This is a genomic window from Eoetvoesiella caeni (assembly GCF_003315175.1).
Lineage (GTDB): Bacteria > Pseudomonadota > Gammaproteobacteria > Burkholderiales > Burkholderiaceae_B > Eoetvoesia > Eoetvoesia caeni.
The window spans coordinates 114,485-135,336 of sequence record NZ_QNRQ01000001.1 but is presented as its reverse complement, the minus strand read 5'-3'; the positions used below and the strand labels follow the sequence as shown (position 1 = coordinate 135,336).

The following is a 20,852-nucleotide window of genomic DNA, read 5'->3' as shown; positions in this document are numbered from 1 at the left end:
GCAAGGTAGATTTTTCATGAAGTCTCAATTCGCATTAAAACTTTCCAGCATACAAAGCAGTATCGCCAGGGGCAACCGCGCCTTGGTGCTTGCTGCTGCAGTGGGCGCGATGTCGGTGGTCGCCGCTCCGGCGGTTCAGGCGCAAGCCACCAAAATCGGCTTTGTCAGCACAGAGCGCATTTTGCGGGACTCCAAGCCGGCCAAGGCCGCCCAATCCAAGATTGAAGGCGAGTTCAAGCGCCGGGACGACGAGCTGCAAAGCCTGGCCAACACCTTGCGCAACCAGGCCCAGAAGTTCGACAAAGACGCTCCTGTGCTGTCCGAGTCCGAACGCGTGAAGCGCCAGCGCCAGTTGGCCGACCTTGACTCCGACCTGCAGCGCAAGCGCCGCGAATTCCAAGAGGACTTCAACCGCCGCCGCAACGAAGAATTTTCCAGCATCGTCGAGAAGGCGGACGCCGCCATCAAGAAGATCGCCGAGCAGCAAGGTTACGACCTGATCATTCAGGACGCGGTTACGGTAAGCCCCAAGGTCGATATCACCGACCAAGTGATGAAAGCTCTGGGTGGTTAAGTACTTATGCCGGTGTTGCTAGCGCCCGAGCAAGCGCCAACCTTGCATGAGTTGTTGCGGGATGCAAACACCGCGGGCCTGGACAGCCAGATCATCCAGGCGCCCAACATGCCCGAGCCCAGAATACGGGGCTTGGGCTCTTTGCTTTATGCCGGACCAAGCGAAATCAGCTTTCTGTCCAATCCAAAGCTAAGCGATCAACTGGCCGACTGCAAGGCGGCCGCGGTCATTCTTACTCCGCAGGCTTATCAGTCCCTGTTCGAAGAGGCCACGCCCCTGCGCAGGGATGCTGCCCCATCTACAGAGACTATCCAGCCCACGGCGGCCACCTCTACCGCGAAGGCTGCGCCCTTGTCCTTTCACGTGGTGTTGTGCAGCCGGCCTTACCTGATGTACGCCTTGTTGGCGCAGTGGTTCGATCGGCACAGGCTCGACAGCCTGGCAACAGGCATACATCACACGGCGGTGGTCGCAGACGATGCCGAGTTGGCCGAAGGGGTCAGTGTGGGCCCGCATTGTGTGATCGAGTCGGGCGCGCGTATCGGCGCGGGTTCGCGGCTGGGGCCGGCGTGCATAGTCGGCGCCGGTTCGGTGCTGGGGCGCGACTGCTTGTTGCATGCGCGTGTAACGCTGTATCACGGTGTCAAAGTGGGCGACCGTGCCATCTTGCACAGCGGCGTGGTGTTGGGCGCCGACGGTTTCGGGTTCGCGCCCGATCCCCGCCAAAGCACTGGGGCCTGGGCTAAAATTTCGCAATTGGGCGGCGTTGCAGTCGGCGACGACGTCGAAATCGGGGCCAATACCACAGTGGACCGCGGCGCGCTCGAAGACACGCTCGTCGGCAACGGCGTCAAGCTGGACAACCAGATTATGTTGGCACACAACGTCAAAATCGGCGACCACACCGCCATAGCTGCGTGCGTCGGCGTGGCGGGCTCGACTGTCATCGGCCAGCGCTGCACAATTGCCGGCGCCGCCATGATTTCAGGGCATCTGGTCCTTGGCGACGACGTGCACGTGTCGGGCGGAACGGCTATAACGTCCAATGTGGGCGCACCGGGCCGCTATACCGGGGTGTACCCTTATGCAGAACATACACAATGGCAGCGCAACGCGGCAGTCGTGTCGCAATTGTCCCAATTGCGCCGCCGGCTTCGCGCACTCGAGCGCTCTGAAGACTGACTTCACAATAATTGCACGCAAGGCGTGCCAGTAGGGTAAAAAATGGAACTCGATATTAAAGAAATAATGGCTCGGCTACCGCATCGCTATCCGATGCTGCTGATCGATCGAGTCCTTGAAATGGTGCCGGGCAAAAGCATAGTCGCCATCAAGAACGTGTCTATCAACGAACCGTTTTTCGAAGGCCATTTTCCGCATCATCCGGTCATGCCGGGCGTATTGATCATCGAGGCCATGGCCCAGGCGGCCGCTTTGTTTTCTTTTGAAGGCAACCCGGAAGTCAATCCGGCCGACAAGAAGATTGCGTATTATCTGGTGGGCGTCGATGACGCGAGGTTTAGGCGCCCCGTGGTGCCAGGCGACCAGTTGCGCCTGGAAGTCACCGCCGAACGTATCAGCCGCAGCATTTGCAAGTACAGCGGCTCGGCTTTGGTCGACGGCAAAGAGGTCGCACATGCCAAGCTTATGTGCGCGATTCGTACAATGGAAGAGTAATGTCCAGCTTGATTCACGCCACGGCCATTGTTGCGCCCGGAGCCAGGCTGGCTCCCGACGTGTCGGTCGGCCCCTACAGCATCATTGGCGAAAATGTGACGATAGACGAGGGCACGGTGGTCGGCCCGCACTGCGTTATCGACGGCCATACCAGCATTGGGCGCAAAAACACCTTTTACCGGTTTTGTTCGATTGGCGGCATGCCTCAGGACAAAAAATACGGTGGCGAACCCACGCGTCTTGAAATCGGCGACGGCAATATGGTGCGCGAATACGTCACCATCAATACCGGTACGGCGCAGGATGTCGGTGTTACCCGCATTCGCGACGACAACTGGATCATGGCTTATGTGCATATTGCCCACGACTGCCAGGTGGCCAGCCACACGGTGATCGCCAACAATGTGCAGCTGGCCGGCCACATTCACATCGACGACTATGCCATTATCGGCGGTTCTACCGCCGTGCATCAGTTTGTGCGCATAGGCGCCCACACCATGATCGGCGGTACCAGTTCTATCCGCCAGGATATACCCCCTTATGTCATTGGCGCCGGCGACCCTTTCCGGCCTGTCGGCATCAATTCCGAAGGCCTGAGCCGGCGCGGCTATGACGCCGACGTCATAGCCGCCGTCAAAGAGGCCTATAAACTTGTCTACAGGCGCAAGTTGACGGTCGAACAGGCATGCGAGCAGATGCTGCAGATGCAAGGCAGCAAGCCGGCGGCGCGCGACGCCTTGCAGGTGTTCATCGACTTTCTCTCGGCTTCGACCCGGGGCATTTCCCGGCCATGAGCCTGAATATCGGCATGGTGGCCGGCGAGCCTTCGGGCGATCTGCTGGCTGCGCGAGTCATGCGCGGCATTGCCGCCGGCGCCGAGCCGGGACGCTGCCAGGGAATAGGCGGGCCGGCCATGCTTGAGCAGGGCTTCGAGATGTGGCATCCCATGAGCGCCTTGAGCGTATTCGGCTATGTCGATGCGCTTAAAAGCTTGCCGCGCCTCATGCATACTTATCTGGATGTGAAACGGCGCTGGATGCGCCATGCGCCCGATGTTTTTGTCGGTGTGGACGCACCCGACTTCAACCTGCGGCTGGAATTGCAATTGCGCCAGGCAGGCGTGCCCACGGTGCATTTTGTGGGGCCGTCGATCTGGGCATGGCGCTATGAGCGCATACACAAGATACGCGCCGCGGTATCGCATATGCTGGTGTTGTTTCCGTTCGAGGTTGCCATCTACGAGAAAGAAGGCGTGCCGGTTACATATGTGGGCCATCCACTGGCCGAGATAATCCCCATGCAGCCTGATCGCGCCGGTGTGCGCGCCCGACTCGGGCTGGATCCCGGAGCCCGAATATTGGCGTTGATGCCTGGCAGCAGGGCCTCGGAAATCAAGCTGCTGGCGCCGCGTTTTTTACAGGCGGTTCAGCGTTTGCAGGTCCAGGATCCGGCGCTGCAAGTCTTGGTGCCCATGGTCAATGCGCAACGCCGTGATGAGTTCCAGGCCTGGGTGCGTCAGTATCCGGTGGCCAACCTGCGTATGCTGGAGCAGTCTTCGCTGGCGCACCGGCCGGCTTCCTGGGACGCGCTGGAAGCGGCCGATGCGGTCCTGGTAGCCAGCGGCACGGCCACGCTGGAAGCGGCACTGTTCAAGCGGCCCATGGTTATTTCGTATGTGCTGTCGCCAGCCATGCGCCGCCTGATGGCCTGGAAATCGGGACAGAAAGGCCCCTTGGTACCTTGGGTGGGGCTGCCCAATGTGCTGCTGAACGACTTTGCCGTACCCGAATTGCTGCAGGACGATGCGACACCCGAGAAACTGGCACAGGCCAGCTGGAAGGCCCTGACGGACGCCGAGCATACCGCCGGTATTACCAAGCGTTTTACGCAGCTTCACGAGACACTATGGCGCGATACGCCAGCCCTGGCCGCGCAAGTCATAATCAGCCAGGCCCGCCAAGGAGCGGCAAGATGAAACAAGCGGGCACGGCGCAAGCCGACTTGTTTGCGGTGCCGGCAGCCTGCGATGAAATGCTGGCGGGCATTGACGAAGCGGGCCGGGGCCCCTTGGCGGGGCCCGTGTTTGCCGCCGCGGTCATTCTTGACCCGGCGCGGCCTATCGACGGCCTGGCCGATTCCAAAGTTTTAAGCCCGCTGCGGCGCGAGCAACTTGCGGACGAAATTCGCGGACGCGCGCTGGCCTGGTGCATTGCCTACGCCAGCGTCGACGAAATCGACAGACTGAATATTTTGCAGGCGACCATGCTGGCCATGCGGCGAGCATGCGAAGGCCTTTCCATCGTGCCGGCAAGGGCGCAGATCGACGGCAATTGCATTCCCAAGGGGCTGGCCTGCGTCGCCGAGGCCGTCGTCAAGGGCGACTCCACGGTTCAGGCCATTTCCGCAGCCTCCATTTTGGCCAAGACGGCCCGTGATGCCGATTGCGTGGCCCTGCATGGCCAATATCCGGAATACGCGTTCGATCAGCACAAGGGCTATGGTACGGCCTTGCACTTGGCGCGTTTATTGCAGCATGGGCCATGCCCCGCGCACAGGCGCAGTTTCGCCCCGGTAAGGCGCTTGCTGATCGTGCAAGACTAAGACCAAGACCGGCCATGAAGCACATCAGTTCGCGCGACAATCCCTTTTATAAGCGCCTGCACCGCCTTATTGACGGCAAGCGCGCCGGCGAAGCCGTGCTCGAGGGCGTGCACCTGTGCCAGGAATGGCTGCGGCACAAGGGTTTGCCCCAAGCGGCGTTGTTCGATTCCAGCAAGCTGGCGTCGGGCGGCGAACTTGCCGAGTTGGCCCGGGCCTTGCCTGAATCGTCCTGCATTTCTTGCGAACCCGCTTTGGTGCGCGGGTTGTCCCAGGTAGGCCATGGGCAGGGCGTCTATTTTTTGGTTGGGGTGCCCGAGCTTTCGCCGCCGGCGCGAATTGCCGAAAATTGCCTGTGGCTGGATAGGGTCCAGGACCCAGGCAACTTGGGTACTTTGTTGCGCACCGCCGCAGCGGCCGGAATTGCGCACGCCTATCTCTCGACGGGCTGCGCTTCGGCCTGGGCGCCCAAGGTCTTGCGCAGCGCGCAGGGCGCGCATTTTGCCATGGCGGTATACGAGCACCTGGACTTGGCGCAGTTGCGCCAGCGCCTGGATGTTCCGCTGCTGGCTACCGCCTTGCAAGGCGGGGAGCCGCTATACGATGCCGTTTTGCCGCAACGCTGCGCCTGGCTGATCGGCAACGAGGGACAGGGCGTGGAACCTTCCCTGTTGGACTTGGCGGATATGCGTGTGTTCATTCCGCAAGAACAGGGGGTAGAGTCCTTGAACGCCGCCGTGGCCGCCGCAATTTGCCTGTTTGAACAGCGCCGCCGCTGCATCTAGTACGCCTGGCGGTTGAGTCCCACTTCTTCCAGCACTTTGGTGGAAATTTCTTCGATGGAGCGAGTGGTGGTCGAGAGGCACGGGATGTTTTCCATCCGCATCAGGCGTTCGGCTTCGGCCACTTCGTAGCGGCATTGTTTCAAGGAGGAGTACTCGCTGTTTGGACGGCGTTCATTGCGAACTTCCGACAGGCGCAGCGGTTGAATGGACAAGCCGAACAATTTACTGCGGTATGGGGTCAGGGTGGCAGGCAGGGTGCCGCGTTCGAAGTCTTCGGGTATCAACGGGAAGTTGGCGGCCTTGATGGCGTACTGCATTGCCAGGTACAGGCTGGTTGGAGTTTTTCCGCAGCGCGAGACCCCAACCAGAATGACGTCCGCCTGTTGCAGGCCGTGAATGAACTGGCCGTCGTCATGGGCCAGGCTGAAGTTGATGGCTTCGATCCGGTTGTTGTATTGCTTGCTGAGGCCGACCGAATGCGAGCGCCCGATGGAGTGGTTGGACTTCATGCCCAGCGCTTCTTCAATGGGTTGCAGGAAAGTGCCGAACAAGTCCAGGAAAGTGCAGTTGGCGTTGCGGATTCTGTGCGAGATCTCGGGATTGACCAAGGTGCTGAAAACCAGCGGCGCGTGCTTTTCTTCGAGGGCGCAGCGGGTGATGCGGGCGGCGACTTCGTCGGCTTTGGCGGCGCTGTCGATGTAGGGAATGCGTATGGGTTTGAACTTGGCTTTGTCGAACTGGGACAAGACAGAGTGGCTGAAGGTTTCGGCAGTGATGCCGGTGCTGTCTGAAACAATGAAAACGGTGCGTTCGATCAAGGGGGTTGTCATGGGCAGTATTCGCGCAGAAGGGACGGGAAACGGTACAATTGCAAATTCACCTTGGCCGTTAGCCGTTGAGGCTGGTTTGGTTAGTGCGTAGATTGTAGGGCAAATGCGGGTTGTTCGGCAGGCAGGCGGACACGCAAGCAGGCAGGCCAGCGGGCCTGTGCGGTACTTGCAAGTGGCTATGCGATAAGCAAACAAGCTTTCTTCTATAGTGTTAAAGGTGACTTTATGTCTTATGTTGTATCTTTCGAGCAGCTCCGCATGACGGACGTTGACTCGGTAGGAGGGAAAAATGCATCGCTCGGTGAGATGATCAGCCAACTGGCCGGAGCCGGAGTACGGGTTCCAGGCGGGTTTGCGACCACAGCCGATGCGTTTCGCAATTTTCTTGGGGCAACGGGGCTCGACCAGCGTATTGCCGAGCGCCTGACCAGACTCGACCCGGACGACGTGCGCGAGCTTGCCGTGGCCGGTGCCGAAATCCGCCAGTGGATAGTCGAAACGCCGTTTCCGGCCGAGCTTGACGCCGGCATCCGTTCGGCGTTTGCGCAGCTTGACGCCGACGGCAAGGGCTCGTTTGCCGTGCGCTCTTCGGCTACCGCCGAAGACCTGCCCGATGCTTCGTTTGCGGGCCAGCAGGAAACCTTCCTGAACGTCGTCGGCATCGACGATGTGCTGGATAAAGTGCGCCATGTTTTCGCCTCGTTGTACAACGACCGCGCCATCTCATATCGCGTGCACAAAGGCTATGCCCACGCCGATGTCGCGCTTTCGGCCGGCATCCAGCGCATGGTGCGTTCCGACAAGGGCAGCGCCGGCGTCATGTTCACTCTGGATACTGAATCGGGCTTCGACAACGTCGTGTTCATCACGTCTTCGTACGGACTGGGCGAAACCGTGGTGCAGGGCGCCGTCAACCCCGACGAGTTCTATGTATTCAAGCCCACGCTCGAATCGGGCCACTATCCGATTATCAGCCGCCGCATCGGCTCCAAGCTCCTTAAAATGGAATTCGATCCGGCCCGTACGGCTGGGGTAGCGGTGCGTACCGTGGATGTGCCGGTTTCCGAGCGCAACCGCTATTCGCTCAGCGACGAAGAGGTCATCGAGCTGGCGCGCTATGCCGTCATCATCGAAAAGCATTACAAGCGTCCCATGGATATCGAATGGGGCCGCGACGGTATCGACGGCAAAATCTATATTTTGCAGGCCCGCCCCGAAACGGTTAAGTCGCAAATCGCGCAAAGCGACGTGCAAGAGCGCTATCGTCTTAAAGCCACCGGCGAAGTCCTGGTTACGGGCCGCGCCATCGGGCAAAAAATCGGCTCCGGCAAAGTGCGTGTCGTGGCCGATATTTCCGAAATGGATCAAGTCAAGGCAGGCGACATTCTTGTAACCGACATGACCGACCCCAACTGGGAGCCGGTCATGAAATTAGCCTCGGCCATTGTCACCAACCGTGGCGGGCGTACTTGCCATGCGGCCATTATTGCGCGTGAACTGGGCATTCCGGCTGTGGTCGGTTGCGCCAATGCCACCGACGTGCTGGCGGCCGGGCGCGAAGTTACTGTTTCTTGCGCCGAAGGCGACGAAGGTCGCATTTACGACGGCCTCATCGAAACCGAGATCGAAGAAGTGCACTGGGGCGAAATGCCCGAGATCGGCTTGAAAATCATGATGAACGTCGGCAATCCGCAACTGGCTTTCGACTTTTCGCAGATTCCCAACGCCGGTGTCGGCTTGGCGCGCCTTGAGTTCATCATCAACAACAACATCAATGTGCACCCGAAAGCCGTGCTGGACTATCCCAACGTCGACAGCGAGCTTAAAAAGGCGGTCGAGTCGGCCGCGCGCGGCTATGCCAGCCCGCGTGCTTTCTTCGTCGAAAAACTGGCCGAAGGCGTGGCGACGATTGCCGCGGCTTTCTATCCCAAGCCCGTCATCGTTCGTATGTCCGACTTCAAATCGAACGAGTATCGCAAGCTGGTTGGCGGTTCCCGCTACGAACCCGAAGAAGAAAACCCCATGCTGGGCTTTCGCGGCGCGTCGCGCTATATTTCCAGCGAGTTCGAAGAGTGCTTCCGCATGGAATGCGAAGCCCTGAAGAAAGCGCGCGACGAAATGGGCCTGACCAACATCGAAATCATGATTCCGTTCGTGCGTACCTTGCCGCAAGCGGCCAAGGTGGTTGCGTTGTTGGCCAAGCACGGCCTGGCACGCGGCGAAAACGGCCTGCGCTTGATCATGATGTGCGAAGTGCCGTCCAATGCCATTTTGGCCGAGCAGTTCCTGCAGTATTTCGACGGCTTCTCGATCGGTTCGAACGATATGACCCAGCTTACTCTGGGCCTGGATCGCGACTCGGGCATGGAACTGCTGGCCGCCGATTTCGACGAACGCGACGACGCGGTCAAGTTCATGCTGAACCGCGCCATCAAGGCTTGCCTGGCGGCGGGCAAGTATGTCGGCATTTGCGGACAGGGCCCCAGTGACCACCCCGATCTGGCCGAATGGCTGCGTGACCAGGGTATTTTGTCCATGTCCTTGAACCCGGACACTGTGGTCGATACATGGCAGCGCCTGGCCAAGACCAGCTAAGCTGGGCAGGCAGTACGCAGTAAACGCGGCGCTTTCGGCTCTCGTCCGAAAGCGCCGTTTTCTTTGCGTAAGCGGTGAAGCGTGGGGGCACCCTTTTGCCGCCGGGCCGCCCCAAGGCAAAAAGCGCCCCCTCGGGGGGCAGCGAGACGCGTAGCGGTGAAGCGTGGGGGCACCCTTTTGCCGCCGGGCCGCCCCAAGGCAAAAAGCGCCCCCTCGGGGGGCAGCGAGACGCGCAGCGGCGAAGCGTGGGGGCACCTTTCATCGCCGGGCCGCCCAACGTTTATACTGTGTGCGACAGGTTTTTCGCAAAGGATGCCAATCCTATGACCCAAGAAGCGCATAAAGTCGTCATTGTCGGCGGTGGTGCCGGCGGCCTGGAGCTGGCCGCCAAGCTGGGCCGCAAATTCGGCCCCGGCAATATTTTTTTGGTGGATAAAGAGGGCTCGCATATCTGGAAGCCTTCATTGCACGAAGTCGCCGCCGGAACGCTGGATATTCATCGGGAAGGACTGTCGTACCCGATGCTGGCCAAGGACTGCGGCTTTACGTTTGTTCTGGGCGAGGTCCGCGCCGTGGACCGCGCAGCGCGCACCTTGCTGTTGGCCCCGGTGACCTTCGAAGGCTGCGAGATTTTCCCCGAGCGCAGTATTGGCTACGATACGCTGGTGCTGGCGCTGGGCAGCAAGTCCAACTTTTTCGACACGCCGGGCACGGCCGAGTATGCCGTTGCCCTGGACTCGACCGAACAGGCCGAACGCTTCCGCCAATTGTTGCTGCGGGCGCTGGTCATTGTCGACAGGGATCAACCTTTAGGGACGGCCAGGGTCCTGAATATCGCCATTGTCGGCGGTGGAGCGACCGGTGTGGAGCTGGCCGCGGAACTGGTCGAATCCTGCAAGAACGTGGCTTATTACGGCTTGACGCATCTGGATCCTGCCGCCGACGTCAAGATCACCTTGCTGGAGGGCGCTCCGCGCATTCTGGCAGCCCTGCCCGAAAAAGTGTCGGACGCCGCTCACGAGCTACTGTCACAGCGCGGCGTTACGGTAAACACTTCGGTCAAGGTGGCAGCAATACAGGCGGATGGCGTGGTCGATGTCCAAGGCCGGCACTATCCTTGCGACCTGTGCGTTTGGGCCGCCGGCATCAAGGCGCCGGCGCTGCTGAAAGAGACCGGCTTGCCGGTGAACCCCATCAACCAGATCATCGTCGATGCCGGCTTGCGTACCGAGGACCCGGCTGTGTTCGCCTTTGGCGATTGCGCCCAGGCCCCTTGGAACGGCACAAACAAATTCCTGCCGGCCCGTGCACAGGTCGCCCATCAGCAAGCGGACTTCCTGATCCCCGTCCTGAGCGCGCGCATTGCAGGCACCGAACCGCCATCCGCTCCGTTTCGCTTCAAGGACTATGGGTCGCTGGTTTCGCTGGGCCATAACCGCGGTGTCGGCAGCCTGATGGGCGTGCTCTCGGGTAAGAATATGTTCGTTCAAGGCATTGTGGCGCGCCTGATGTACATGAGCCTGCACTTGATGCATCACCGGGCTGTTCTGGGGCTGGTGCGCACCGCCAATATCGCCATCGGACGGCTGCTGCTGAAGCGCAGCGCGCCCCGGGTTAAACTGCATTGAATCAGTCATGCCAGGTTAGCGTTTATGGATTACTACGCCAGTATGCCCAGTCCCTTGGGGCTTTTGCTGATCAAGTCCGATGGCTTGGGCTTGTCCGGCCTGTACTTTGTTGGGCAAAAAGATTGTCCTGATGTCCAGGGTTTTGAACCAATGCGGCCGACGCGTTTCGATCCAAAGGCAGGCGAATACCAAGGCCAGCCTATACGCAAGTTCAAGGCGGTTCGGCCGGAAGAGCAAAGCGCAGACCTGTTCCCTTTTGAACATCCAGGGGCCGAGAGTGCCGTTCATGCCTCGCCCGTTTCTTCCAGGCAGACATCGGCAGCCCCGGAGTGGGATGCAGGGCAGATAGCCAAGCCGCTGGCAGGGCAGGCTGGTGAAGACGCCGCCAGTGCCTTGTTGACGCCCATGCAGGCGGATACGCCGGCCGCGGCCATGGTCCTGTTCGAGCAGACCCAGGCCGAAATGCGCGAGTATTTCGAGAGCAAGCGCCAGGTGTTCGATATTCCGCTGCGGCCGCAAGGAACAGCTTTTCAGCAAAAGGTCTGGCGCGCTCTGTTGCAGACACCTTACGGCAAACTTGTTTCCTATGGCGATATTGCTCGCGAAGCCGGGATGTCCGGTGGGCATGGCCGCGCGGTTGGAACGGCGGTAGGCCGTAATCCTTTGACCATCATCATTCCCTGCCACCGGGTGGTGTCGAGCAGCGGCACGCTTACGGGTTATAGCGGCGGGCTGGACCGAAAACTGGCTCTTTTGCAGCTCGAGGGCTTTGCCCTGGGCTAAGCTTTCGCCCCCGCGGCCGGCAGCATTTGTTACGCTTAATATCATTGGCGCAGCACTGCTGCGCTTGTCGCCGGTGTTCCGTTGCCGGGCGTGTCAGCCTTCTTTGCGGCGGGTGTCGTGCTTCATCAGGCGTTCTTTTTCGCGCGCCCAGTCTTGGTCGCGCGATGCATCGCGCTTGTCGTGCAGCTTCTTGCCGCGCCCCAGGCCGAAGTCCAACTTGATCCGTCCGTTCTTGTAGTGAAGGTTCAGCGGCACCATGGTGTAGCCGCGCTGTTCGACCTTGCCGATAAGCTTGCCGATTTCTTCGGCTTTCAGCAAGAGCTTGCGGGTACGCGTGTTATTAGGATGTATATGGGTCGACGCGGTGGGTAAAGGGCTGATATGCATGCCCACGATGAAAATTTCGCCGTCGCGCACGATCACATAGCTTTCCTTGATTTGCACATGGCCGGCGCGTATGGCTTTGACCTCCCACCCTTCCAGCACGAGGCCGGCTTCGTAGCGGTCTTCGATAAAGTAATCGTGGGTTGCCTTGCGGTTTTCGACAATGCTCATGAATCAATGTTGCTATAGTAGGTAAAATCAATACATTCTATCCATTAACGACATTCAATGCATACAGTCCAACGCTCCGTTCTGGTTCCTTATAGCTGCGCGCAAATGTTCGACCTCGTGGCCGATGTCGAAAAATACCCTGAATTCATGCCATGGTGCGGGGGAGCCAGTGTTCAATCCCAAGACGAACACGGCATGCAGGCGTCGATCACCATCAGCATTGCGGGCATCCGGCAAACCTTCACTACGCGCAACGAACATCAGTATCCAAGCCAGATTACCTTCCACCTGGTGGATGGGCCTTTTTCGGCACTGACCGGTAAGTGGCAATTCCAGGAACTGGCGGAAGATGCCTGCAAGGTGGTGTACACCATGGAATATGCGTTTTCCAGCCGTGCGCTTGAAATGGTGGTGGGGCCTGTATTCAATCGTATCGCCAGCAGTTTCATCGATTCTTTCACGCAGCGCGCGCAGGCTTGCTATGAAGACTAGCAGCGGTGCCAAGACCGAGGCGCCCTTGAGTATTCAGGTCGTATATGCGCAGGCCGACGAGGCCTGGCTGAAAACCTTGTCCGTGGCACCGGGGACGACTGTCGGCCAGGCATTGTCTGACAGCGGTTTTGCCCAGGAATTCCCGGCCTGCACGGCCGAAGCTTCGTTGGCTGTCGGCCTGTACGGTCAAGTCTGCTCCAGCGACCGGATATTGGCCGATGGCGACCGTATCGAAATTTACCGGCCCTTGGTGTTCGACCCGATGGAATCGCGCCGGCGGCGCGCCCAGCATCGCAAGGCGTTCATGATCAAGGCACGCAACCGGCCCAAGCGGCGCAAGGCAAAAATGGCCGCCGCTTTGGCAGCCGGCGCAAGCTCTGAAAATGGGTAATAGCGCCTGCTTGAAGAACTAACAAGGTAAAAAGGCCTGACGCGACCCTGGCTCAAGTAGCAGGGCATGGCAAAGAAAGGGGGGGGCACTGGACCAGATGAGTACTTCGGTTTTATTTGAAACATGGCCGACCGCGGGCCGGCAGAATATTGCCGTGGCCACGCTGAATCGGCCGGCCAGCCTGAACGGGCTGACGCTGGAGATGTGCCGGTCGCTAAGCCGTCAACTGGCACGGTGGGAGGCGGACAGCTCTATTGCGTTGATTGTCCTTCGGGGTTCGGGCGAAAAAGCATTTTGTGCCGGCGGCGATATTCGCGAGCTATACAGTTCTGTACTTGCCAATGTTGGCGGAAGGCCTTGGGACAATACGCTGGCGCGCCAGTTTTTCGAAACCGAATATCGCCTGGATTATGCCATTCATACCTGCGCCAAGCCGGTACTGTGCTGGGGTTCGGGCATTGTCTTTGGCGGCGGCGTGGGCCTGATGATGGGGGCCAGCCATCGGGTCGTCACCGAATCCACGCGTTTTGCGATGCCCGAAATCAGCATAGGCATTTTTCCCGATGTCGGAGGAACCTGGATGTTGGGCCGCCTTGCCGACGGCATCGGCATGTTCCTGGCCTTGACCGGCGCCCAATTAGGGGCCGGCGACTGCCGGTTTCTGGGTCTTGCCGATTACTCTATCGACTCTTCCAAATGGACGCAGTTGCGCCATATTCTTGACGAGCAGCCTTGGACCGACGCACGCCGCGAGAACGACATACGCCTGGATAGGGCGCTGCGTACATTCGAATCCGATCCGGACGGCGGTGTCTTGCCCGGTCCCTTGCAGAATCATTACACCCTGATCAAGGGTTTGTGCGCGGGGCCGGATTTTGACGCAATATGCGAAAACTTGTTGTCGCTGACGGAACATGAAGATGCCTGGCTACGGCGTGCGGCGATGACGTTCCGCGAAGGCTCGCCGGGCTCGGCGCGGCTTTCGTTCGAGCTGCTCAAGCGCGTGCGCCGAATGTCCCTGGCCGACGCTTTCCGGCAAGAGTACACGGCCGTGCTGCAATGCATGGCGATGGGCGACTTTCCAGAGGGCGTGCGGGCATTGCTGATAGACAAAGACAAGTCGCCGCGCTGGAATCCGCGTACGCTGGCAAGCGCCAGCAACGATTGGGCCGAGCTTTTTTTCACCCCCTCCTGGCCGCAAGGCGCGGGCCATCCCTTGGCCGACATGGAGCAACGAACGCATTTTGCAGGGTAGGCCACAGGGCCCAGGCCTTTGGCCAGCCTAGGGTAAAGACCAGTGTGCGTTCAAGGATGGCGCCGAAGCTGCGGTACCTGAGGTTCAGGCCGCTATTGCGTACGGCAGTGCCTGAATAGCGATTTTCGCGCCATCCGCCGTTGCCAACCGGAAGTCAGCCGCATCCAGGTCGGCCAGTTGAATTTCCAGAAGCAGATGAATGCTGCCGCCGGCCGCCGCGGCGTTGACGACGCGCCCGCATGGCGAGTCCGGCTTGGCGGCGTTGTAGATGTCGACGCCTGCAAGTTGGGCCGCAGGTTCGGCCGGGGCGGCCAGGCCATAGGCCATGCGGCGCTTGACTGTGCCCCGGTAGTGGCTGCGCGCTACGACTTCCTGCCCTGGGTAGCATCCTTTGGTGAAGCTTACGCCGTCAATGAGGTCGAGATTCAGGGTTTGAGGAATAAACGTGTCTTGGGTTGCGGCGACCACCCAGGGCAGGCCGGCGGCGATATCCGCGGCTTGCCAGAAAGAACCGTCCGCCTCGGCCGGAAGGGCTTGGGGGCTTTCCGATGTTTGAACCAGCCACCAGCGGCTGATTTGAGGATCGGCCGAAGGCGCGGCGATCCATGCGGCTGCGGACGAATGCAGCGTCGTGTAGGCGGGAGCCGTTGCGGGCAGGTCGGAAGGTGCCAAGCCGTCCAGGGCCGGAGCAGCCTGGCCCTGGGGCAGCGCAACGCCGTATACCGGCATATCGGTAAGAGAGAGCCTGACTTTGGCACGCAGGACAAACATGGAAAGGCGTTTGACCAGCGCCGGGGCGATGTCGGTTTTTGCCAGCGCATAAAGCGTGTCGGCTGCAACGCCCCGCCATACGACAAGGCTGCCCAAGAGCCGGCCCTTGGCCGTGCAATACCCGGCCAGCCGGGCAGACTCGGGTTTGAGTCCGGTTATATCGTGGGTAAGCTGGCCGTGCAGGAAACTGGCTGCATCGGCCCCTGTTATTTCAATGACGGATAGGTCATTCAGGCGGGTAATAAGGCTTTCAATAGAGTCGGTCATGGATATACGGCAAATTCAGGAGACACAAGTAAACGTAACGTTTATGATACGGTCTTTCCGGAAATAATTCCTGTTACGCTTTCGCGATGACGCCGGCGCGGGCGGCAGTTTGCCTCGGCTACACTTGCAACAATGAATAGAATCAAACGTTTTTTCCTGTGGCTGGTATTGCTTGCTTTCGTTGCGATGGCGGGGCTTTCTGCAGCTTTCTGGTATTGGTCGATCAAGCCGGTGCAGTTAAGCGCCGAGCGCATCGACTTCCAGGTCGAACTGGGTACCAGGCCGCGTACGGTTGCCGTGGCCATGCAAAAAGCCGGCATAGCCATGAACGCCGATGCTTTTGTCGCACTGGCGCGCCTGACGGGGCGCGACACGCTGATCAAGGCCGGAGCCTATGAAGCAGTGCGTGGCGACACGCCTGCCATGCTGCTGGAGCGCATGGCCAACGGGGACATGACCCAAACCAGCCAGATACTGGTGGAGGGCTGGACCTACCAGCGCATACGCCAGGTCTTGCGTGAAAATACCCATATCAAGCAGACTTTGGGCGATGTGTCCGATGCACAGCTGCTTGAACGCCTGGGCTCTTCCGAGACCAGTCCGGAAGGCCTGTTTTACCCGGATACCTATGTATTCGTTCCCGGCACCAGCGATTTCGACATATTGCGCCGCGCCTATCAGGCGCAGCAGAAGCTGCTGGCCTCCCTGTGGGAGCAGCGCGCGCCGGACCTGCCCATCGCCACGCCATACCAGGCCTTGATACTTGCTTCCATTATTGAAAAGGAAACAGGACATAATGCCGATCGTGAACGCGTTGCGGGTGTTTTTGTGAACCGGCTGCGGCTGGGCATGCCGCTGCAAACCGACCCTACCGTTATTTACGGCATGGGCGACGCGTATCAAGGGCGCATCCGTAAAAAAGACCTGACCACCGACACGCCATGGAATACTTATATGCGTGGTGGCCTTCCGCCCACGCCTATTGCGTCCAGCGGCAAGGCGGCCTTGTATGCGGCGCTGCATCCCGAGCAACATAAATTCCTGTATTTTGTATCCAGGGGCGACGGTACAAGCGAATTTTCCGAGAACCTGGGCTCGCATAACCGGGCAGTGTCGAAATATATTTTGGGGCAAGGTCGATAATGCAAAGTCAGCGTGGTTGTTTCATTACCCTTGAAGGGTTGGATGGCGCAGGCAAGAGCACGCATGTGCAGTGGCTGGTAGAGCACATCTCGGCCCAGGGCATTGCTGTGGTTTGTACGCGTGAGCCCGGCGGCACCGAACTGGGCGAACAACTGCGCCAGATGGTGCTTAGCCAGCCCATGCACCTGAAGACCGAAACCCTGCTGATGTTCGCCGCGCGCTGCGAGCACATTGCAACCGTGATCGAGCCGGCCTTGCAGGCCGGACATTGGGTGGTGTGCGACCGTTTCACCGATGCCAGCTATGCCTACCAGGGGGGCGGCCGCGAATTGGGCAGCGCCGCCATCGCCTCGCTGGAACAATGGGTGCACCCGGGTTTGCAGCCCGACCGCACCTGGCTGTTCGACGTCCCTTTAAGCGTCGCCCGCGAACGCTTGGCTCGCAGCCGGGATCTGGACCGGTTCGAAAAAGAAGGCGATGCGTTTTTCGAACGGACACGCAAGGCTTACCATGAACGCACAGCCCAGTGTCCGCAGCGCTTGCGCATCGTGGACTCGACCTTGCCGATAGAAAGCGTGCGCGCGACCATGCGCGAACAGGCGCAGCAGCTTATCGACGCATGGAAGAGCGCGGGGTCGGCGCAGCCTTAACCTTAATATTGCGCCTGGCCTCGGGCCAGTTAATCGGCGGCTTGACAGCCGCCGCAGTCCATGCGGGCGGCAGCCGCGCAATTGTTGCGATATCGCGGCTGTCATGCGGTCATTTGGACTTTGGCGTCGAAGGCGTGGTCGTGGTCGATTTGCCCGTTTTATTCGCCTTGCCCGCAGCCTGCTGCGCGGCGTCATCTTTACTATTGCCGCTGGCCGAGCGGTTGCTCGACGGGCTGACGGTGGGACTTGTGTCGGTGGAGGTACCAGGCTGCACCGGCATATTGCTGGAAGGGGTCCCGGGCTTTTTTGTTGGCGTCTCTTCGCGGCTTGCGCCCGAGTTGCCCGAAAGAGCATCCGGATGGGTCGATTCGGCCTGATGTTCCGCGCCCATCGAGCCCGACCCGCTGGGGCCGTTGACCCCCTGGGAGAATGCCGGCGGCAAGAACGCAAGCGGCATCAAGCATAGCGTAAGGGTAATGGATTTCTTCATGGCGTTTTCCTATCTTGAGTCGAATGGAATGAAAAGGGCGGCCAAGCCCGTGTTACCGTATGGCCGGCCCAGGCGCCTTGCGCCTAGCCGGGACTGCCCGTAACGGGAAGGACGATCCCGGTTATATAGCTGGAACATATGGGCGAAGCCAGGAATACATAGGCTGGCGAGAGCTCTTCGGGTTGGGCGGGGCGCCCCAGGGCAGTCTTGCCGCCGAATGATTTGATTTGCTCGGGCGACTGGTCTGCCGGGTTCAGCGGCGTCCAGACAGGCCCCGGCGCGACCGCATTGACGCGTATGCCCTGGCTTGCCAGGTTGGCAGCCAGCGACATGGTGAAGGCATGTATTGCGCCCTTGGTCGTGGAGTAGTCCAGCAGCTGCGGTTGACCCCTTAGGCCGGTTACCGAGCCGGTGTTGATGATGCTCGAGCCTTCTTTCAAATGAGGCAGTGCCGCGCGCGCCATATTGAAATATCCGTAAACATTGGTTCGCATGGTTTCGTCGAAACGTTCATCGGTAAGGTCCAGCAGGGATTCCGCATGTTCCTGGAATGCCGCGTTGTTGACCAGGATGTCCAGCTTTCCAAAAGCCTGCACCGCCTGTTCAACGGCTTTGCGGCAAAACTCCGGGTCCTTGACGTCGCCCGGAATCAGCTTGCATCGCCGTCCCTCGGCTTCGACATGGCGCTGCACCTCTTCGGCGTCTTCATGCGATTGCAGGTAGACGATAGCCACATCGGCTCCTTCGCGGGCGAAAAGCACCGCCGTGGCTCGGCCGATTCCCGAGTCGCCGCCCGTTATGATCGCCGAGAGGCCTTCCAGTTTTCCGCTGCCCTTGTATGCCGGCGCTTCGAATTGCGGCTTCAGTCCCATGTCCTTCTCTAGTCCGGGCTTTTCCATATGTTGGGAAGGCAAGGGCGGGGCGGCATGCTCGCGCGCGCCGGTCTGTGCCGCGGGCTTGCCTTGCCCTTGCTTGCCTTCGGGCTTGTTCCGGTCGCGCTGGTCCTGTTCGCTTTGAATCTTGCGCTGCTTGTCCGCCGTATGCGCGGCATCGTCGTCGTGTTTGGTCATGGGGTTCTCCTTCGGTCCGTCAATCCCTGACCGAGCAAATTTCGTGCCCCGCAGGCAGCCGCCGCAAAAACTCAAGCAGGCGTTTTTCATCGGCGCGTAGTTCGCGGGGGCCTGAAGGCTTTGCATGGCGGGCGGGCAAGCGGCCTTGAAGATAACAGTCCAGGATTGCCGGATGGACATAGCATTTCCGACAGATTGTCGGCGTGTTGGCCAAATGCCTTGAGACTTTCTTTATGACTTCGACCACCGTTCTGCGCGCGGCCGACTCACTGCTGCTGGGAGTACGTTGCAGTTCGGCCAAGGCCTGAACCGAACCGGCCCAGGTTCGATAGTCCTTCGCGGTGAAGTCCTGCTGGGCGGCTTCTTTCAAATAGGCGTTGACAGCATTCGAATCGATTGCATGCAGCGTTCCGTCACTGTCTTTATAGTGAAACAACTGGTGTCCAGGTATGTCCATGCATCGTTTGATAATTCTGGCCACCCGCGCGTCTGTCACCGTGACATCATGCTGGACGCCGCTTTTTCCTTTGAAGCGAAAACGGATCCGATCGGAGGTGATTGCGACATGCCTGCGTTTGAGCGTGGTCAAGCCATAGGATTTGTTGGCGTGCGCGTAGGCCTGCGATCCTATGCGGATAAGCGAAATATCAAGCAGCCTTACCACGCTGGCAATGATTTTTTCCTGGCATAGGGCGTGCTTTGAGAGATCTTTGGCGACCCGGCGCCTGATCCTGGGCAACGCCATGCCGAAGGCATAAAGCTGCTGATATTTATCGGCGTCCCGGATGCGTGCCCACTGATCATGGTAGCGATATTGCTTGCGCCCACGCGCATCGCGTCCCGTTGCCTGCAAGTGACCATTATCACTGGGGCATATCCAGACGTCCTCATAGGCCGGTGGAATAGCCAGGGCCTTGATGCGCGCAAGAGTGCTTTCGTCCGTAATGGTTTTGCCAGAGCTGTCCGTGTACCGGAAACCGTTTTTCAGCCGCTCGCGAACAATGCCCGGACCGTCGTCACTGACATAGACCAGGTCCGGATCGGAGTTTCCGGCGCCGTCTTTCATCGCCTTTTGTTGGTGGAGTCGCGCACGCCGACGCGGCTGCTTTGCTGGTCCTGGCCGGATCCTATTTGAGTCGTATGCCCATCCTTCTTGCCGCGGTTCTGCTCGGAACCGTGGCTTTTCTGTTGTTCGCGCGGCGTGTCGTCCTGGCTGGGATCGCCGCCGAGCCGTTTGTCGTGCTGTTTGTTTGCTGAAGTCATGATGAACCCATTGAAAAGTTGAAGGCTGCGCTTGCAGAACCTTGATGCGCACAGCCGGCCTTGGGGCGGTGGCGCGTCCGGCGGGACTTGCAACTTTCATACCTGATGCTTGCAGCTATCAGTCATATGGACTGGAGCGGCCATTTCCGGCATGCCGATTGCTGAGGCTGTTATGTGTTTCATGCCAGGGGCCACCGGTATTGCGGCTCGAAGCCGGCTTTCCGGTAGCGCACCGAAATGCATTCTCTCGATAACAGACCTACAGGAGCTGAAGAAATGAGCTATTTGAATCGCGACACCTACGGAATATACAAAAACAGTCCTTCCTCCGGCCCGGGCCCGGCCACGATGGGGGCGGACACCTTGATCGGCAACGATGTATACAACGCCGCCGATGAGAAGTTGGGCGACATCAAGGAAATCATGCTCGACATGAGTACGGGCAAGGTGAACTATGCCGTCCTTTCTTTTGGCGGCTTTCTGGGCATGGGAGAGAAGTTGTTCGCCGTCCCATGGGCGGCACTGAAGCTGGATCCCGTAAATGAACGCTTCATATTGAATGTGGACAAGGAAGAGCTCAAAAATGCTCCTGGCTTCGACAAGGACAACTGGCCGAACATGGCGGATGAGACATGGCGCCAAGGGATTCATGCGTACTACGGGACGGACTATCCCGCATAGCGCCCGGGACTTTTGGCCCGACGGCATGCGCACGCATCAGTGATGCGGCCCGGGCGTGTAGCCGACTTCGCGAATGACGCGCTCAATCTCGTCGACATCGGAAATGCCGTCCACCCGTACCACGTGGTTCTGCAGGTCTATTTGAATGGAGGCCGCGGGTACGGTTTCTTTAATGACGCGCGTAATGGTTTTTGCGCAATCCTCGCCAATCATGTCTTTTATTTTGAATTCGATCATGGCAGCCTCTCTCCAGAAAAAAAGTGGTGCAAGCCGCAAGCCACCTTTTGCTAGTCGCCTAGCAAGTGTTGTGCCGTTCACACCGCCCAATCGGTCTGTTCCCTACGGCCCAAAGCT

Annotated in this window: 24 protein-coding genes; 16 read left to right on the top strand and 8 right to left on the bottom strand. The window is 59.5% G+C overall.

The annotated features are described in order from the left end of the window. The first annotated feature begins 16 nt into the window (after positions 1-16). Genes DFR37_RS00650 through DFR37_RS00620 form a run of 7 tightly spaced genes read left to right on the top strand, consistent with a single transcriptional unit; the run spans position 17 to position 5,634 of the window. The gene (locus DFR37_RS00650) at positions 17-574 is read left to right on the top strand and encodes an OmpH/Skp family outer membrane protein (protein WP_113931320.1); all 558 of its coding nucleotides are present in this window, start codon (positions 17-19) and stop codon (positions 572-574) included. A gap of 6 nt (positions 575-580) precedes the next feature. Continuing rightward, positions 581-1,756 carry a UDP-3-O-(3-hydroxymyristoyl)glucosamine N-acyltransferase gene (gene lpxD / locus DFR37_RS00645; protein ID WP_113931319.1) on the top strand — a complete coding sequence of 392 codons (1,176 nt, stop codon included), beginning with the start codon at positions 581-583 and terminating at the stop codon, positions 1,754-1,756. A gap of 42 nt (positions 1,757-1,798) precedes the next feature. Beyond that, a complete protein-coding gene (gene fabZ / locus DFR37_RS00640) occupies positions 1,799-2,251 on the top strand; it encodes a 3-hydroxyacyl-ACP dehydratase FabZ (protein WP_113931318.1) in 453 nt (150 codons plus the stop codon). Beyond that, positions 2,251-3,045, top strand: a complete 795-nt coding sequence (gene lpxA / locus DFR37_RS00635; protein ID WP_113931317.1) for an acyl-ACP--UDP-N-acetylglucosamine O-acyltransferase — start codon at positions 2,251-2,253, stop codon at positions 3,043-3,045. The genes fabZ and lpxA overlap by 1 nt, the downstream gene beginning before the upstream one ends. Then, complete coding sequence (lpxB, locus tag DFR37_RS00630) at positions 3,042-4,226, top strand: lipid-A-disaccharide synthase (RefSeq protein ID WP_113931316.1); 1,185 nt, start codon at positions 3,042-3,044, stop codon at positions 4,224-4,226. Before lpxA ends, lpxB begins: the two co-directional genes overlap by 4 nt. Next, on the top strand, positions 4,223-4,852 hold the full coding sequence (gene rnhB / locus DFR37_RS00625) for a ribonuclease HII (protein WP_113931315.1): 630 nt from the start codon (positions 4,223-4,225) through the stop codon (positions 4,850-4,852). The genes lpxB and rnhB overlap by 4 nt, the downstream gene beginning before the upstream one ends. A gap of 14 nt (positions 4,853-4,866) precedes the next feature. Further along, entirely contained in the window at positions 4,867-5,634 is a 768-nt protein-coding gene (locus DFR37_RS00620) for a TrmH family RNA methyltransferase (RefSeq protein WP_113931314.1), read from the top strand. Here the strand turns inward: DFR37_RS00620 and ppsR are convergent. After that, positions 5,631-6,464 (bottom strand): posphoenolpyruvate synthetase regulatory kinase/phosphorylase PpsR, encoded by an 834-nt coding sequence (gene ppsR, locus DFR37_RS00615; RefSeq protein ID WP_113931313.1) that lies wholly within the window; start codon positions 6,462-6,464, stop codon positions 5,631-5,633. The genes DFR37_RS00620 and ppsR overlap by 4 nt on opposite strands. A 225-nt stretch (positions 6,465-6,689) precedes the next feature. On the opposite strand from ppsR, the gene ppsA reads away from it, so the two are divergent. The 3 genes from ppsA (at position 6,690) to DFR37_RS23205 (ending at position 11,470) form a co-directional block, all read left to right on the top strand. Continuing rightward, positions 6,690-9,059, top strand: coding sequence for a phosphoenolpyruvate synthase (ppsA, locus tag DFR37_RS00610; RefSeq protein WP_113931312.1), 2,370 nt, complete (start codon positions 6,690-6,692; stop codon positions 9,057-9,059). Between the two features lie 323 nt (positions 9,060-9,382). Next, positions 9,383-10,687, top strand: coding sequence for an NAD(P)/FAD-dependent oxidoreductase (locus DFR37_RS00605; RefSeq protein WP_113931311.1), 1,305 nt, complete (start codon positions 9,383-9,385; stop codon positions 10,685-10,687). A 24-nt stretch (positions 10,688-10,711) separates the two neighbouring features. After that, complete coding sequence (locus DFR37_RS23205) at positions 10,712-11,470, top strand: methylated-DNA--[protein]-cysteine S-methyltransferase (protein WP_242341683.1); 759 nt, start codon at positions 10,712-10,714, stop codon at positions 11,468-11,470. A 93-nt stretch (positions 11,471-11,563) separates the two neighbouring features. On the opposite strand, the gene smpB is transcribed toward DFR37_RS23205, so the two are convergent. Further along, positions 11,564-12,025 (bottom strand): SsrA-binding protein SmpB, encoded by a 462-nt coding sequence (gene smpB, locus DFR37_RS00595; RefSeq protein WP_113931310.1) that lies wholly within the window; start codon positions 12,023-12,025, stop codon positions 11,564-11,566. A gap of 57 nt (positions 12,026-12,082) precedes the next feature. Between smpB and DFR37_RS00590 the strand changes: the two genes are divergently transcribed. The 3 genes from DFR37_RS00590 to DFR37_RS00580 all read left to right on the top strand — a co-directional run bounded on the left by DFR37_RS00590 (position 12,083) and on the right by DFR37_RS00580 (position 14,163). Beyond that, entirely contained in the window at positions 12,083-12,517 is a 435-nt protein-coding gene (locus tag DFR37_RS00590; protein ID WP_113931309.1) for a type II toxin-antitoxin system RatA family toxin, read from the top strand. Further along, positions 12,507-12,908, top strand: a complete 402-nt coding sequence (locus tag DFR37_RS00585; RefSeq protein ID WP_113931308.1) for an RnfH family protein — start codon at positions 12,507-12,509, stop codon at positions 12,906-12,908. The genes DFR37_RS00590 and DFR37_RS00585 overlap by 11 nt, the downstream gene beginning before the upstream one ends. 97 nt (positions 12,909-13,005) lie before the next feature. Continuing rightward, positions 13,006-14,163: an enoyl-CoA hydratase/isomerase family protein gene (locus DFR37_RS00580; protein WP_113931307.1), complete on the top strand. Its 1,158-nt coding sequence runs from the start codon at positions 13,006-13,008 to the stop codon at positions 14,161-14,163. 84 nt (positions 14,164-14,247) lie between these two features. Here the strand turns inward: DFR37_RS00580 and ygfZ are convergent, their stop codons facing one another. Continuing rightward, entirely contained in the window at positions 14,248-15,201 is a 954-nt protein-coding gene (gene ygfZ, locus DFR37_RS00575; protein ID WP_113931306.1) for a CAF17-like 4Fe-4S cluster assembly/insertion protein YgfZ, read from the bottom strand. A 132-nt stretch (positions 15,202-15,333) separates the two neighbouring features. Here ygfZ and mltG point away from each other — a divergent pair, with 132 nt between their 5' ends. Continuing rightward, positions 15,334-16,344 carry an endolytic transglycosylase MltG gene (gene mltG, locus DFR37_RS00570; RefSeq protein ID WP_113931305.1) on the top strand — a complete coding sequence of 337 codons (1,011 nt, stop codon included), beginning with the start codon at positions 15,334-15,336 and terminating at the stop codon, positions 16,342-16,344. Further along, positions 16,344-16,994, top strand: a complete 651-nt coding sequence (gene tmk / locus DFR37_RS00565) for a dTMP kinase (protein ID WP_113931304.1) — start codon at positions 16,344-16,346, stop codon at positions 16,992-16,994. Before mltG ends, tmk begins: the two co-directional genes overlap by 1 nt. A gap of 109 nt (positions 16,995-17,103) precedes the next feature. Here tmk and DFR37_RS22745 read toward each other — a convergent pair whose 3' ends face one another. The 4 genes from DFR37_RS22745 to DFR37_RS00545 all read right to left on the bottom strand — a co-directional run bounded on the left by DFR37_RS22745 (position 17,104) and on the right by DFR37_RS00545 (position 19,817). Next, positions 17,104-17,484, bottom strand: a complete 381-nt coding sequence (locus DFR37_RS22745; RefSeq protein WP_147251575.1) for a hypothetical protein — start codon at positions 17,482-17,484, stop codon at positions 17,104-17,106. An 83-nt stretch (positions 17,485-17,567) separates the two neighbouring features. Then, complete coding sequence (locus DFR37_RS00555) at positions 17,568-18,554, bottom strand: SDR family oxidoreductase (protein ID WP_113931302.1); 987 nt, start codon at positions 18,552-18,554, stop codon at positions 17,568-17,570. Positions 18,555-18,573: 19 nt separating this feature from the next. Further along, entirely contained in the window at positions 18,574-19,620 is a 1,047-nt protein-coding gene (locus tag DFR37_RS00550; protein WP_113931301.1) for a DNA topoisomerase IB, read from the bottom strand. Beyond that, entirely contained in the window at positions 19,617-19,817 is a 201-nt protein-coding gene (locus DFR37_RS00545; RefSeq protein WP_113931300.1) for a hypothetical protein, read from the bottom strand. The genes DFR37_RS00550 and DFR37_RS00545 overlap by 4 nt, the downstream gene beginning before the upstream one ends. Before the next feature lie 276 nt (positions 19,818-20,093). On the opposite strand from DFR37_RS00545, the gene DFR37_RS00540 reads away from it, so the two are divergent. Beyond that, positions 20,094-20,498, top strand: coding sequence for a PRC-barrel domain-containing protein (locus tag DFR37_RS00540; RefSeq protein WP_113931299.1), 405 nt, complete (start codon positions 20,094-20,096; stop codon positions 20,496-20,498). 36 nt (positions 20,499-20,534) lie between these two features. On the opposite strand, the gene DFR37_RS00535 is transcribed toward DFR37_RS00540, so the two are convergent. Beyond that, the gene (locus DFR37_RS00535) at positions 20,535-20,735 is read right to left on the bottom strand and encodes a heavy-metal-associated domain-containing protein (protein WP_113931298.1); all 201 of its coding nucleotides are present in this window, start codon (positions 20,733-20,735) and stop codon (positions 20,535-20,537) included. Between the last annotated feature and the right edge of the window lie 117 nt (positions 20,736-20,852).

Excerpts from the sequence above, each read along its gene's own strand:
- DFR37_RS00650 (WP_113931320.1), top strand. The coding sequence starts at position 17 with ATGAAGTCTCAATTCGCATTAAAACTTTCCAGCATACAAAGCAGTATC.
- lpxD (WP_113931319.1), top strand. The coding sequence starts at position 581 with ATGCCGGTGTTGCTAGCGCCCGAGCAAGCGCCAACCTTGCATGAGTTG.
- fabZ (WP_113931318.1), top strand. The coding sequence starts at position 1,799 with ATGGAACTCGATATTAAAGAAATAATGGCTCGGCTACCGCATCGCTAT.
- lpxA (WP_113931317.1), top strand. The coding sequence starts at position 2,251 with ATGTCCAGCTTGATTCACGCCACGGCCATTGTTGCGCCCGGAGCCAGG.
- lpxB (WP_113931316.1), top strand. The coding sequence starts at position 3,042 with ATGAGCCTGAATATCGGCATGGTGGCCGGCGAGCCTTCGGGCGATCTG.
- rnhB (WP_113931315.1), top strand. The coding sequence starts at position 4,223 with ATGAAACAAGCGGGCACGGCGCAAGCCGACTTGTTTGCGGTGCCGGCA.
- DFR37_RS00620 (WP_113931314.1), top strand. The coding sequence starts at position 4,867 with ATGAAGCACATCAGTTCGCGCGACAATCCCTTTTATAAGCGCCTGCAC.
- ppsR (WP_113931313.1), bottom strand. The coding sequence starts at position 6,464 with ATGACAACCCCCTTGATCGAACGCACCGTTTTCATTGTTTCAGACAGC.
- ppsA (WP_113931312.1), top strand. The coding sequence starts at position 6,690 with ATGTCTTATGTTGTATCTTTCGAGCAGCTCCGCATGACGGACGTTGAC.
- DFR37_RS00605 (WP_113931311.1), top strand. The coding sequence starts at position 9,383 with ATGACCCAAGAAGCGCATAAAGTCGTCATTGTCGGCGGTGGTGCCGGC.
- DFR37_RS23205 (WP_242341683.1), top strand. The coding sequence starts at position 10,712 with ATGGATTACTACGCCAGTATGCCCAGTCCCTTGGGGCTTTTGCTGATC.
- smpB (WP_113931310.1), bottom strand. The coding sequence starts at position 12,025 with ATGAGCATTGTCGAAAACCGCAAGGCAACCCACGATTACTTTATCGAA.
- DFR37_RS00590 (WP_113931309.1), top strand. The coding sequence starts at position 12,083 with ATGCATACAGTCCAACGCTCCGTTCTGGTTCCTTATAGCTGCGCGCAA.
- DFR37_RS00585 (WP_113931308.1), top strand. The coding sequence starts at position 12,507 with ATGAAGACTAGCAGCGGTGCCAAGACCGAGGCGCCCTTGAGTATTCAG.
- DFR37_RS00580 (WP_113931307.1), top strand. The coding sequence starts at position 13,006 with ATGAGTACTTCGGTTTTATTTGAAACATGGCCGACCGCGGGCCGGCAG.
- ygfZ (WP_113931306.1), bottom strand. The coding sequence starts at position 15,201 with ATGACCGACTCTATTGAAAGCCTTATTACCCGCCTGAATGACCTATCC.
- mltG (WP_113931305.1), top strand. The coding sequence starts at position 15,334 with ATGAATAGAATCAAACGTTTTTTCCTGTGGCTGGTATTGCTTGCTTTC.
- tmk (WP_113931304.1), top strand. The coding sequence starts at position 16,344 with ATGCAAAGTCAGCGTGGTTGTTTCATTACCCTTGAAGGGTTGGATGGC.
- DFR37_RS22745 (WP_147251575.1), bottom strand. The coding sequence starts at position 17,484 with ATGAAGAAATCCATTACCCTTACGCTATGCTTGATGCCGCTTGCGTTC.
- DFR37_RS00555 (WP_113931302.1), bottom strand. The coding sequence starts at position 18,554 with ATGACCAAACACGACGACGATGCCGCGCATACGGCGGACAAGCAGCGC.
- DFR37_RS00550 (WP_113931301.1), bottom strand. The coding sequence starts at position 19,620 with ATGAAAGACGGCGCCGGAAACTCCGATCCGGACCTGGTCTATGTCAGT.
- DFR37_RS00545 (WP_113931300.1), bottom strand. The coding sequence starts at position 19,817 with ATGACTTCAGCAAACAAACAGCACGACAAACGGCTCGGCGGCGATCCC.
- DFR37_RS00540 (WP_113931299.1), top strand. The coding sequence starts at position 20,094 with ATGAGCTATTTGAATCGCGACACCTACGGAATATACAAAAACAGTCCT.
- DFR37_RS00535 (WP_113931298.1), bottom strand. The coding sequence starts at position 20,735 with ATGATCGAATTCAAAATAAAAGACATGATTGGCGAGGATTGCGCAAAA.